The 12,535-nt window shown below is 65.1% G+C and carries 8 protein-coding genes; 4 read left to right on the forward strand and 4 right to left on the reverse strand.

The genetic code is table 11. The annotated features are described in order from the left end of the window. The first annotated feature begins 9 nt into the window (after window positions 1-9). The 3 genes from D5S18_RS17110 (at window position 10) to D5S18_RS17120 (ending at window position 6,044) form a co-directional block, all read left to right on the forward strand. A complete protein-coding gene (locus tag D5S18_RS17110) occupies window positions 10-2,472 on the forward strand; it encodes an ATP-binding protein (protein ID WP_120041970.1) in 2,463 nt (820 codons plus the stop codon). 1,073 nt (window positions 2,473-3,545) lie between these two features. Continuing rightward, window positions 3,546-4,889 (forward strand): AAA family ATPase, encoded by a 1,344-nt coding sequence (locus tag D5S18_RS17115; RefSeq protein ID WP_120041971.1) that lies wholly within the window; start codon window positions 3,546-3,548, stop codon window positions 4,887-4,889. Window positions 4,890-5,438: 549 nt separating this feature from the next. Continuing rightward, the gene (locus tag D5S18_RS17120; RefSeq protein ID WP_120041972.1) at window positions 5,439-6,044 is read left to right on the forward strand and encodes a response regulator transcription factor; all 606 of its coding nucleotides are present in this window, start codon (window positions 5,439-5,441) and stop codon (window positions 6,042-6,044) included. Here D5S18_RS17120 and D5S18_RS17125 read toward each other — a convergent pair. Then, window positions 6,014-7,864, reverse strand: a complete 1,851-nt coding sequence (locus tag D5S18_RS17125; protein WP_158607890.1) for a sensor histidine kinase — start codon at window positions 7,862-7,864, stop codon at window positions 6,014-6,016. The genes D5S18_RS17120 and D5S18_RS17125 overlap by 31 nt on opposite strands. 128 nt (window positions 7,865-7,992) lie before the next feature. On the opposite strand from D5S18_RS17125, the gene D5S18_RS17130 reads away from it, so the two are divergent. Further along, window positions 7,993-9,135 (forward strand): epoxide hydrolase family protein, encoded by a 1,143-nt coding sequence (locus D5S18_RS17130; RefSeq protein WP_120042216.1) that lies wholly within the window; start codon window positions 7,993-7,995, stop codon window positions 9,133-9,135. A gap of 95 nt (window positions 9,136-9,230) precedes the next feature. On the opposite strand, the gene D5S18_RS17135 is transcribed toward D5S18_RS17130, so the two are convergent. The 3 genes from D5S18_RS17135 to D5S18_RS17145 all read right to left on the reverse strand — a co-directional run bounded on the left by D5S18_RS17135 (window position 9,231) and on the right by D5S18_RS17145 (window position 12,496). Beyond that, complete coding sequence (locus D5S18_RS17135) at window positions 9,231-10,010, reverse strand: ESX secretion-associated protein EspG (RefSeq protein ID WP_120041974.1); 780 nt, start codon at window positions 10,008-10,010, stop codon at window positions 9,231-9,233. Continuing rightward, window positions 10,007-11,821 carry a hypothetical protein gene (locus D5S18_RS17140; protein WP_120041975.1) on the reverse strand — a complete coding sequence of 605 codons (1,815 nt, stop codon included), beginning with the start codon at window positions 11,819-11,821 and terminating at the stop codon, window positions 10,007-10,009. Before D5S18_RS17140 ends, D5S18_RS17135 begins: the two co-directional genes overlap by 4 nt. Before the next feature lie 114 nt (window positions 11,822-11,935). Continuing rightward, window positions 11,936-12,496 carry a hypothetical protein gene (locus tag D5S18_RS17145; protein WP_203236773.1) on the reverse strand — a complete coding sequence of 187 codons (561 nt, stop codon included), beginning with the start codon at window positions 12,494-12,496 and terminating at the stop codon, window positions 11,936-11,938. Window positions 12,497-12,535: the final 39 nt, after the last annotated feature.

The following is a 12,535-nucleotide window of genomic DNA, read 5'->3' on the forward strand; positions in this document are numbered from 1 at the left end:
GGTGGTTTGATGCCTGACTACTACGCCCATGACGGTGCCCAGCAGATAAACGTTGCTGGCGACAACACTGGCATTGTCAATGTGGTGCCTGTGTACCAAGTTTCCCCGCCGCGGCCGGTGGTGACTCACACGCTGCGTCGTGACGTGCGTACATTCCTTGGCCGCAACCAGGAATTGGAGCGGATAGTAGCGGCGGCCCAACCGGGGCAGGCAGTTTCGCTCCACACGATCGACGGTATGCCTGGAGTCGGCAAAACCGCTCTCGCGGTCCGTGCCGCCCACGCATTGAAGGACCGGTTCCCCGACGGGCAGTACTTCGTGCAACTACACGCCCACACCCCCGGCCAGGCCCCTGCGGATCCATTGCAGGTGCTGGCAGGGTTGCTGACCGGGCTCGGTGTCGATCCCCGCCACTTGCCTGATTCGCTGGCCGAGCGTCAGGACATGTGGCGCGATCGGATCGCTGACAAGCGAGTATTGCTGGTATTGGACGATGCCCGCGACCATGTCCAAATCGAACCGCTCCTTCCCGGTGGAGGCGGTTGCGTGACACTGGTGACCAGTCACCGTCGCTTGGTCGCATTGGACGACGCGCAACCGCTGACGCTGGAGGTTCTGGCCCCCAGTCCCGCCGCCGAACTGTTCGCCACCTTGGCTTACCGCACGCCCGCTAGTGATACTGACCGAGCTGCGGTCGCGCAGATTGTGCGGTTGTGCGGGTTCTTGCCGTTGGCGATCGTCCTGCTGGCCGGGCGCCTCGCGCATCATCCCACTTGGAGCTTGACTGGTTCGGTAGCCGAGTTCGCGGCCGCAGCTGACTGGCTGGCCGAGCTAGATGCCGGTGATCGTGCGGTGCAGGCTGCTTTCACTTTGTCCTATCAGGACCTGACTGCGCGCCAGCAACTCGTGTTCCGTCGACTAGGCCTTCACCCAGGTCTCGACACCGATACGTATGCCACCGCCGCGCTGGTCGGCTGGCCGATAGATGCGGTGCGGCGGGAGTTGGAGGTGCTCTACACTGCTCATCTGGTCGACGAGACAGACTCAGGTCGTTTCCGACTGCACGACCTACTACGCACTTACGCTCGCGCGCTCACCGCCAAAGACCCTGACCACGAGAACGAGCAGGCGCACGACCGGTTGCTTGACTACTACCAAAACATCGCCACCGCAGCAGATCGATGGCTGGCAACTCGAACCAACCCTACGTACTCTGACGCCGCTGCTCCGATGCCGGGCATGTCAGTCCAGAACCTCGATGACTACATGCGGGCGTTGGAGTGGATGCGCCGGGAGAGAGAGAACCTGCTGGCCTGCCTTGAATACACGGCAGCGCACCGGCTGCCACGGATGGTTACGCTGACCGGGTTGCTGACCGGGTTGCTGGAGCGGGATGGGCCGTGGCCACAGGCGCGCAAGTTGTACTGCCGCGCGGCCGAGGCTGCCGAACTCCTCGGAGACCGCCTTGGCTATGCCAACACCCTCAGCAATCTTGGCCTTGTATGCCGGCACACTGCGGAGTTCAGTGAGGCCGCCGACCTACATGAGCGGGCGCTGACCATCTACCGCGAGATCGGCAACCGTCTCGGGGAGGCCAATGCCCTCAACAACCTCGGTGTCGTACGCCAGCACACAGGTGACGGCAGCGAGGCCGCTGACCTGCATCAGCGGGGTTTGGCGATCCACCGCGAGATCGGCAACCGCCGCGGGGAAGCGAGCGCCCTCAACAATCTCGGCCTCGCCCGCCAGGAATTTGGCGAGTTCGGTGAGGCCGCTGACCTTCATCGGCAGGGTTTGGTGATCCACCGCGAGATCGGCAACCGCCGCGGGGAAGCGAGCGCCCTCTATAACCTCGGGCTTGCACGTCGGCACATCGGGGACTTCAGTGAGGCTGCTGGCCTGATTCAGCAAGCGCTTGCGATCGACCGCGAGATCGGTAATCGTCGCGGAGAAGCTCATGACCTCGACAACCTCGGTGTTGTACTACGGCATGTGGGCGAGTTCGGCAAGGCCGCTGACCTTCATCGGCAGGGTTTGGCGATCCACCGCGAGATCGGTAGTCGCCGGGGGGAAGCGAGCTCCCTCGGCAATCTTGGTGTTGTATTGCGTCACCTCGGGGAGTTCGGTGAGGCAGGCGACCTGATTCAGCAGGCGTTGGTGATGTACCGGCAGATCGGTAACCGTCGTGGGGAAGTTGAACAGCTCAACGAAATCGGAAAGTTGTCGTTGGCGATCGGTGCGCCCCATGACGCGTTGAGAACCTTCACAAGCGCACTCGAGCTTGCCAACGACATCGACAGTCAACACGAACAGGCGCATGCTCTGGAAGGTGCCGCCCACTGCCACATCGCGCTTGGCGATAGCGACGCTGCCCTTGCCCACCTGCGGGCCGCCCTCGGGATCTATCGTCGCATCGGGGTGGTCGAAACGGATTCTGCCGCAGCCTACCTCGCCATGCTCGAATCCAGCTGACGCGCGCGTCACGGCCGAAGCCGAAGGCACAATTCCCGTATCCGATGCCCCACAACCACAGGCGGTCTGATCGGATCGCTGTGCCGGACCTTGTCATCTGGTCATCGCATGATCCTTGACGGCACGATTCGTCGTCGTCGCAATAGTATCCGGACGTCGCCCGGATTGCCCGAAGGACTCAGGGACCTCGAACTTCTTGTGGCACCCCATATTTCTTGCACAATTCGAATCAGGTCGCGGATTGTGGATCTGGACAGCAACGGTGGGGAGGCAGAGATCCTCGACCGGTGCGCCATCATGAATCGCCCCGTGTTTCGTGCTCACCCCGCAGCGTGGTTGTCGGTGCCGCCACCCCCCATTTCTGCGGGTCTGCTCGCCGGACTAGGCGTGCATATCTCCACGCGGGGATTCCGAATCTTCTCGCTGCCGCCTGGTGTGCTAGTCCTGCGCTCCCGCACCGGCAACGGGCGGAAATGAGCCGTCCTTCAACTGGTTTCGCAGATCATCCCAGGGGATGCAGGTTCGCCGGTGGGTTGCCTCGATGTCGAAAGCAGCGACGCTGTCGACCCGGGGTGTTCGCTGCTGTATTGCCTCGCTCGGCGGTGGAGGAGTCCGACTCGGGCTCTCGCGGCCATGCCACGGTTACCCCGCAGCACTTGTTGTAGTGGCCGTTCCTTGGGCATCATCGCCGACCGGCTGCCGGGAACCCACCGCTCGGATCGTGATGTCCGGCCCGTCGACCAGCACTGCCCGGTTCGTATGCTTGTACATCAGGCCCACTCGATTGGACACAGGTCAGGGCCGATATCAATTCGGTTCGGGCCTTTTCCGTTTCCGGCCATCTTGCCGGCGGGCTGGAAAGCATCAATTCTCGAATCGCCTCACACGGCGTCCTGCGCCTTGCCGAACATGGCCGACGCGGCGGTCCGAAGAGCCCGGCCGCATGGCCGGTTCCTCGTTCTATGCCGGGCGGTGCCCAAGCCTCTGAGGCTGTGGCTTCTGAGGCTTTTCAAGGCGGATCCTGCAGGTATGCTGTCAGAAGGGCACTTCAACTCGCCTTCTGGAGGTGGTAGATGCTTCGCAGCTTCAGGGTTGGCAACCATCGTTCTTTCGCGGACGAACACGAGTTGCTGCTGATCCCTGTCGACGACGATCGGCCTGCTGTTCCGGTCGCCGCGGTGTATGGAGCGAACGCCTCGGGAAAGTCGAATCTGTTGGATGGGCTGCGGTTCATGCAGCGGGCGGTGACCCAGTCGTTTTCCCAGTGGGAGCCCTTCGCGGGGGTGCCGCGTGATCCTTACAGCTTTCGGACGAGTCACATGCTCACGGTCGCATCGACCTATGTGGTCGAGATCGTGGCCGACGGGATCCCGTGGACGTATGGCTTCACAGTCGACAATGAGCGGGTTCTCGAGGAGTGGCTTTTCAGCTATCCGGCGAAGCGTAAACGGGTCCTGTTCCAGCGGACCGGCGACCAGTACAGTTCCGGGTCGGCGATGGCTGAGCATCGGGCTCAGCTAAAAATGATCCAGGATCTCACCCGACCGAATGCCCTGTTCCTGAGTGCTATTGCCCAGGCGAGGCCGGACATGTTCCAGCCGGTTCATCTTTGGTTCCGTGAAACGCTGATTCTGTCCGACGGGCGACGTGCTTCGACCGGTGCGATTGCGCGGCGCCTGCGTAGATTCCTTCTTCGTGGATCGGCCGCGGCGGGCGCACGTCTGGTGGAGTTGGTGCAAGAGGCCGATTTCGGAATCGCTGCCATCGATACACCCGCAGTGCCCGACGTTCTGCTTGGTTCTATCCCGCGTGGGCAACGGCTCGACGCTACAGGTATGAGGATGCTCGAGGAGTTGGCGCTGGGAAATGAAGTGCTTGCCGATGACTCGAAGGAGCAGAGTCCCGTGATGCCAGGAGATAGAGCCGGTCATGGATTGCCGCCGCTCGTATTCGTTCATTACGGGAGTGAGGGGACCGCGCTGGCACTGGAGCAAGAGTCGGCGGGCACCATCGCATGGCTCGATATCCTGCCAGGAGTTCTCGACGCGCTCGATCACGGGCGAGTGTTGGCCATCGATGAGATCGATACGAGTCTTCATCCGCTGCTCACCGCGTCGCTTATCGAACTGTTTCAGTCAGATGAGACGAATCCTCATGGTGCGCAACTGATTCTGACTACGCATGACTCCTCCCTCCTTGGTACTGTCGTTCGTCCCGATGGGTTGCTGCACCGCGATCAGGTGTGGTTTATCGAGAAAGACGCTCACGGGGCCAGTTCACTGTATCCGTTGACCGACTACAAGCCGCGCAACGAACACAATCTCGAACGTCGTTATCTCGGAGGAAGTTTCGGCGCGATTCCCAAGGTCGACTTCCATCGACTCGCAGAGGTCTTGCGGCATGCCGACTCGACGTGAGAACTCGCGCCGTCGACGGCCACCGTTCCGTGAGCCGGTGACGCTGATTCTGATCGTATGCGGCGGCGAAGTGACCGAGCCCATGTACTTTGCGGTGCTGCGCTGACAGGTTTTCGAGACGTCGAGAAGCGGCTCAAAAACTACCTTCCCGGCTACCACAAGTCTGCCGTCCGTTTTGCCGATTACGTCGATGGCGTCGAGCAAGCCCTCCGTCGAGCGAGGTCGCGGAACGTGGACGATGGCGAGGAGCATCGCACCAACCCGTCGACGGGCGTGTGGAAGCTGGTAGAGCTCATGCTGCCCAAATCTCCTGCGCGTTAGTTGGCGCGTTTCCGAGCTTTGCCCGTGTTCCAATGCCGCCCAGACTTGCCAGTACCGCAGCCCGCCCCCGTTTGTGTGGGGTCACCCGGCCGATTCTGGCCCTTGTTCGCGTAGGGCACCTTTCCTACCGGAAACTGTTGTCTCCGGCTGCACCCCCCGCAGGACAGGGCAATAGGCGGCTCGGGAAGTGATCGCGGCAGCGCGGCGCAACGTCGGTACGGTGAACGCGTGGTGCGCGTGTTGGTGGCGGAGGACGTCCGGATGTTGCGGGCGGCGCTGGTCCGATTGCTGGAACTGGAAGCCGATATCGAGGTCGTGGCGGAGGTCGAGCGCGGCGATGCGGTGGTGGCGGCGGCCATGGCGCATCGACCCGATGTGGCCGTGCTCGATATCGAACTGCCCGGCGGGGATGGGCTGGAAGCGGCCGCGCGGCTGGCGGAATCGCTCCCGTCATGCAGGGTGCTGATCCTGACCGGTATGGGTCGGCCGGGGAATTTGCGACGCGGGATCGCGGCGGGCGTCGCGGGTTTCATGCTCAAGGACTCACGGCCGGACGAACTGGTGAGCGCGATTCGCTCGGTGGCACAGGGGGGCCGAGTGCTCGACCCTCACCTGGCCTACGCCGCACTGGACGTGGCGGATTGCCCCTTGACCACACGGGAGGTCGACGTACTGCGGTTGACCGCGACCGGCGCGACACCCCGCGAGGTCGCCGCGACGCTACACCTGACCTATGGAACGGTCCGCAACTATCTCGCATCCGCCGTGGACAGGTTGGGCGCCCGAAGCCGGATGGACGCGATTCATATCGCGCACGAAGCGGGTTGGCTCTGATCGACCGGCAGGGCGACCATCAGGGTGAAGGTGTGCGGTCCACGATCCGCGGTGAGGCGGCCGCCGACGGCGGTGAGCCGCAGGGTGAGGTTGGTCAGGCCGGTTCCCGTCCGACCGTCCTCGCACACCGGGGATGGATGGTCGTTGGTGATGTGCAGTCGAGTCCCGTCCTCGTCGGTGGTGAGCAGGATCGAGGTTCGCTCGGCACGCGAATGCCGCACGACATTGGTGACGGCCTCGCGCAACACCACCGCGAGGAGCTGATCGTGGCCTGCGGGGGTGGGCGAATGTTCCACCGCGACTTGGGATCCGGCGGCCTCGAGGACGCCGCGCGCGCTGGTGAGCTCCTCGGCGAAGGACGCTCGGGTGGCGCCGTCGGGGATGGCGCGAAGTTCGGCCAGCGCGCTGTCTGCCATCGGAGCCAGCTCGGCGATTTCGGCACGGGCGGCGGCGGTGTCGCGCTCGAGCAGTCGGGCGGCCAGCTCGGCCTTGAGCGTGATGCCTGCCAGGGCACGCCCGAGCAGATCGTGCACATCCCGCGCCACGCGCAACCGCTCGGTGACCACCGCTGTCCTGGCCGCCTGAGCCCGAGTCTGCGCGAGTTGGCGTGTCACCGGCGGTATTCGGCACAGTGAGTAGACGAGGATGGTCGAGGCATATGGCAGACAACACCAGTTCAGAATCGATGCGAGGGAAGTACCCGCGGGCAGCAAGAAGGGGAACAATGCCGTCGCCAGTGCGGGAAGTCCCCAGGCCCAGCCACGTCGCATCCGGACCACACACGCACCCAGTACCAGGACGACGGGCGGGGTGAGCACATCCGGCGAGGGGTGCACCGGCAGGAAGGCCAGCGACGCCCCGAGCGCCAGATGGATCGGCAATGTCCACCGCCAGGCCAGGGGCGTGGACCCGTCGGGCCGGGGCGCACCGTGATACAGCTGGAGGGCTCCGGACAGGCCGACCAGGATGCTCAGCAGCCAGATCGGCGAGTGTTCGGTGTTGTAGGTCGCCGTGTCGAACAGCACGATTATCGAATTGTCAACCAGCACACTGACGAAGAACCACCAGGCCAGGCGTGACGAAAGCGCGGTGCGCTCGTTCACGGGCAACGGTGGGGGATCGACGTGCCGCACATCGGCGATGGATCGGGCACGGTCGAGCGCGGCGCGACTGAGCTCCGCTATCCACTCGAGCCCGGCTCGAGTCGGGGCCTGCTGGGTTTCTCGCAGCGCGTGCAGGATCGACATCAGGTCGGCACCCAGCGTTCGACTCAGCCGCGCCGTCATGTCCTGGCGTTCGACGGCGACGGAATGTGCCGCCAGCCACTCCTTCTCCCGGTCCATCTCATCCAGTTGTCGCGCCATGTACACGGGTGCGAAATGGGTGATCGTCACGTTGATTCCGAGGAACGCCACAATGCCGAGCAGCCGGAACATCGGGGTTCCTGGCCAGTGGTACAACGCGAGTTCCGCCACCACGGCCACGGCGGCAAGGACCCAGGAAACCGGCGCGGACAGCGTCAGCAGCAAGGCGGCCCCCATGAGGCCGGACAGCGGACCCCAGACCTCCCCGATAATCGCGTACGGACCGTAGACGAGGACCGCGAGCAGAACCAACAGCACCTGTGGCCGCCACCAGCGCAGCTGGATCAGCGCCAGCACCGCGAACGCCGAGACGATGGCGCTCACCCCCAGCACCGGAACCCACGGTGGCCGACCGGGATTCGCGACGGCGTCCATCAGATTGGCGACCCGACCGAGCACACCCAGCAACAGCAGCGCGCCGACAAGCACCCACTGGGGGCGCGGCCACCGTCTCACCCGAACCTCCGCCGCACGCATCTTCTGCTGCGGATTATGCATTTTGCAGGTGTCACCACGCAATGCACATACCGACCGGTGCACACCGGTACTACCGGCCTCGCTTCCCGCCGACGATGCTCGTGATCATGAGCGAAATCAAGCCATTCACCATCACCCCTTTCGCCCTCGCCGTCACCGACGCCGAGCTCGCTGACCTGCACGACCGGCTCGCTCGCACCCGTCTGCCGCAACCGGCCCCGGAGGACGACTGGGATGCGGGCACCCCGAACTCCTACCTGCGCACGGCGCTCGAAGCGTGGCGCACCTTCGACTGGCGTGCCGCCGAGGCGCGGATCAATGCCGTACCGCACTTCACCACCGAGATCGACGGCCAGACGTTCCACTTCATCCACGTCCGCTCCGCCCACTCCGGCGCCACCCCCCTGCTGCTCGCGCACACCTACCCCGGCTCGTCGGTCGACTATCTCGATCTGATCGACCGCCTCGTCGACCCGGTCGCGCATGGCGGCCGCGCGCAGGACGCGTTCGATGTCGTCATCCCGGATGCGCCGGGCTACGGCTTCTCCCAACCGGTCGCCGAGGCAGGCTGGACGACCACCCGAGTGGCTGCGGCGTACGACCGCCTGATGCGTGGCCTGGGCTACGAGAGCTACGGAATCCACGGCTCGGACAACGGCGCGATGGTCGCCAGGGAGCTGGGACTGCTGAACCCTGACGGATTCCTCGGACTGCACGTGCTACAGCTGTTCTCGTTCCCGTCCGGTGACCCGGCCGAGTTCGAGCGTCTGGAGCCCGCGGACCACGCCGGCCTCGCACACATGCAGTGGTTCCAGTCGGTCGGCGGCTACAACACGATGAACGCGTCACGCCCGCAGACCGTGGCCGCCGGTCTCAGCGACTCGCCGATCGGGCTGCTCGCCTACAGCGAGCTGTTCAACTCCTTCGGCAATGGCACCTCCCTCGTGCCGCTGGAGACGATTCTGCTCGAGGTGACCGTGAACTGGTTCGCCAACGCGGCGTCCGGGATGAGCCGCAGCTATCTGGAGAACGCGCGGGCGGAGGCCGAACCGCAGGTGAGCACCGCCCGGACCGGCGTCGCGGTGTTCAAGGACGACTTCCAGACGATCAGGGTCTTCGCCGAACGCGACAACACGAACATCGTGCACTGGAGCCGTTTCGAAAAGGGTGGCCACTTCGCGGCCCTGGAACGCCCGGATCTCCTGGCGGGCGATCTCCGCGTCTTCTTCGCCGAACTCGAAAGCCGCTGAGCCTTCGACATGGATCACCGCGCCGGGCCGAGATCGGCCGGGAGAAACTGATCTGTCGCGGTGCGGACATGAGGAGTGCCGCGTGCAGCCGGGGCTCAGCTGCGGTCGTCGCGGATAGCTCGCACGAGCGTGATCAGGCCTGAATTGATCAGGGAGACCATTCGTTTGGCATTCGCACCGACAGCGACGGTCGGGTGGTCACCGACGATGGCGTAGCGTCCGTCGTCGGCCAGATCACGCCAGTGCAGGGTGTGGCGGGTGATGCCGCGCGGGCCGAAGCGGGAGTACGCCTGCGCCAGTTCGATCGTGCCGACGGTCTCCACGGTGGCATTGTCGAACCACGTTGCCCTGGCCGAGATTCCGTCCTCGAAGTTGTCGTACACCATGGATTGGCTGTACTCGTAGTCGAGTCCCGAGTCGCGCGGGTCATCGAGCACTACATCGGGCTGTCTGCCCGCCGCGGCCGTGGGCAGCGCCGCGACGATCGCCGCGGCCAGATCCGGCGCCGGATACTCGGTGATCGTGAATCCGGTAGCCGCCCAGATGGTTCCGCCCATATGCTGCTCGATCAGAAAGGCGCGGCTACCTTTCCTGGTGGCGAGTACACGGACGCAACCGTTCGGGTTTTCGGCGTCGCGGCCGTTCAGGCCGCGCACCGAGACCCGAATATCCGGGTGGGCGATCTCGCGCAACAGGTAGGGGAACTCTTCGGCGCCAAGACGATCGCGTAATTCCGCACGCGCCCGGAACATTTGACGTTCGTGCTCGTCGTGGTCGCCCGTGTGCGCGGAATACGTGAGCGGAGAAGGCATGTAGTCCTCCCGCAATTCGGCCCACGCGGCGGCGAATTCGAGATCGGTCAGGCGCCAGCTCAAATTCGCTTCTCCACAACGGGTTTCGCCACCAGCGGCGGGGTGCCCAGGGCCTCGTCGAGATGTTCGGGAGAATCGAGATAGTCGGCGCGCTTGTGCTCCTTACCCTGTCCCTGTCCTGCGGCGGGATGTCCGGCCATACCCGGCGAGCCTGCCATGCCGGGGGCGCCGGGAGCGGCCGTCAAACCCGAGCGGGCAATCGCGCCGGAGGCATCGGCGGCGGCCGACGCGCGAGGGAACAGTTTGGCGGCGGCCGCGACATCCTTCGACAGAGGCTTCGGCACACCGACCGCGGCGCCGCCTTTGCCCGGACCCGGTCCGGGACCCGCGCCGAGCTTCTTCGCCGAATCCGCCGCCGTCGGAACTGTTTTCGGTAGATTCGCCGCGAAATCCTTCGCCATGTCGGTGCGGCCCTGCCCCAGCGCCTGCTGCGCGGTCGAGAGCGCCTGCTGCAAGCCCTGCATGCCTTGACCCATGCCTTGACCTTGGCCCGGCGTGCCCTGCCCCGGTGTCCCCTGCCCCGGCGTACCTTGCCCCGGCGCGCCCGGCTTCTCCGGCTCGGAGGGAAACCCTCCCCGGACCGGACCGGGCCGCACACGCGAGTAATCCGGGCCGGCCGGTTGGCCCGGCGCAGGAAGCCCGCGGGCAACGGGCTGTGCGCGCAGCACCCCATTCTCCAGCGCCTGCCGGGCCGACGCGGGATCGCCCGTGGCGCCACGTCCCGGCGGACCCGGTGGCCCCGGCAGCGCGGGTGGACCCGGCTGCGCGGGTGGACCCGGCTGCGCGGGGACGACCGGAGACTGCGGATCGGGCAGCGCGGCCATCCGGGTCGAGGCATGCTGAATTCCCGGCTTGTACACCGAATCCATCGCACCGATACCCGCGTTGCGCATGCTCTCTTCGAAGCGCGCCTGGTATTGCGCGGTGGTTTCGTGCTCATTCGGAAGCGTGCCACCGCGCCCCAATGCGTCCGCGAAAGAGTAGAGCCAGCTCGAGGTGTACTCCAGCAGTTCACCGATGCGTGTCATGGCGACGCCGAGCTCGGATCCGGACGAGCTGTACGCCGAGGTCGCCGCGCGGGCGCGCGGCGCTCCCACCGGGCTGTCCCACAGGTTCTGCGACTTCACCACGGCCTGGAGCAGGTCGTCGTATTGCTTCTTGACCGTCTCGCCGAGCCACTGCCAATGCTGTCCGGCCGTCGAGGCGCTCACCCATGGCGCCGGACTCGCTTGCCGCATCGAGATCAGGATCGCGTCATAGCGTTTACCCGTGATATCGGTGGACACTTCGCCGTTGATCTGCTTGCCCTCGTAGGACGCGTCGGAGCCGCCTTGCAGGCTGGGTGGCAGTCCGCCGGTCTTCTCGTTCTCCTTCGACTTCGGGTTGATCAACGGCGGGTGCTTGTTCCCGTCCAGGTTCGACGGTTTGAGCGTCGACGTATCGAGCTTGGCTGTGCCGGAGGGAATCCCGCTGCGGATCCGGTCGAATGCCTGTTCGCTCAGCTCATCCGCGCCGCGATAATTCTCGGCCGCGCGCAGGTAGACATCGATCATGTCGTCCAGGTGGCCCACCTGATTGCCGAGCGTGGTGCGCAGTGCGGTGGTGCGCGAGGAGAACCGCCGCGCCAGTTCGGCACTGGAATCCAGCGCGGAGAACGGATTCAGGTCGGCGATCGGATCGAGCGCCCCCTGCACGCCACGCAACTGCTGCTGAACGGCGCCGATCCGATCGACGATCTCCTTGACCGACTTCGGATCGAACTTCAACTCCCCTTGACTCGCCAACCCCTTGATTGCCTTCAGATCGTCGGCCATTGGTCGCCTCCCTACGCACCCACCAATATCCTGTCACAAATCGTCACTACGACACCGGCCGAAGTGGGCCATCCACCCGCCGGATCGGATCATGTGACGACACCGTTCGAACACTCAGTCGGCACCGTTGGCTCCCCGCGCCAACCGCTGCGCGTAGTGGTCACGGATCGCGGTCAACCGGAGCCTGGAGAAGCGACCCGGCTCGCGCGCGTACAGCGCGCGACCGTCCAGGGAGGTGAATGCCTCCGCCGGCACCCGATCCCCGTCCGGTGGAATGAATTTCAGCACCTCATCGACCGCGGCGAGTGCGGTGGACAACGCGCGACCGGTCGACTCCGGGTACGGACCGGATGCATGCTCGGGCACCCGTTCGGCAGTGGTGTCCGAATACCACAGCCACACACCGGGATCGATGAGCGCCGAGGGCTCCGGTCCGCCGAAGCGCACGGAATCGGCTGGTGGAGGAACGATTTCGTCCGGTAGCCGGAATTGATGGATCCGTTCGGCCCCGCATCTCGGGCAGGCGCCGACGTAGCGGCTCGCCAGGACATCACCGACGTAGACAACCGAACCGCGGAATTCACACCGGGTCTCCCCGCACGCCGGGCACGGCTGCAGCGCGAGGAACAGGTGCGCCTCGGCGCTGGTGCGAGCCGGTGGCAGCGTGTCGGGCACGATCGCTCCTTCACAACGTCGAGTTCGGACTGGTGTCCA

The organism is Nocardia panacis (genome assembly GCF_003598715.1).
Classification (GTDB): Bacteria; Actinomycetota; Actinomycetes; order Mycobacteriales; family Mycobacteriaceae; genus Nocardia; species Nocardia panacis.

What these genes read in the sequence shown, in the direction of transcription:
- D5S18_RS17130 (WP_120042216.1), top strand. Translation starts at nt 7,993, where the DNA reads ATGAGCGAAATCAAGCCATTCACCATCACCCCTTTCGCCCTCGCCGTC.
- D5S18_RS17115 (WP_120041971.1), top strand. Translation starts at nt 3,546, where the DNA reads ATGCTTCGCAGCTTCAGGGTTGGCAACCATCGTTCTTTCGCGGACGAA.
- D5S18_RS17110 (WP_120041970.1), top strand. Translation starts at nt 10, where the DNA reads ATGCCTGACTACTACGCCCATGACGGTGCCCAGCAGATAAACGTTGCT.
- D5S18_RS17140 (WP_120041975.1), bottom strand. Translation starts at nt 11,821, where the DNA reads ATGGCCGACGATCTGAAGGCAATCAAGGGGTTGGCGAGTCAAGGGGAG.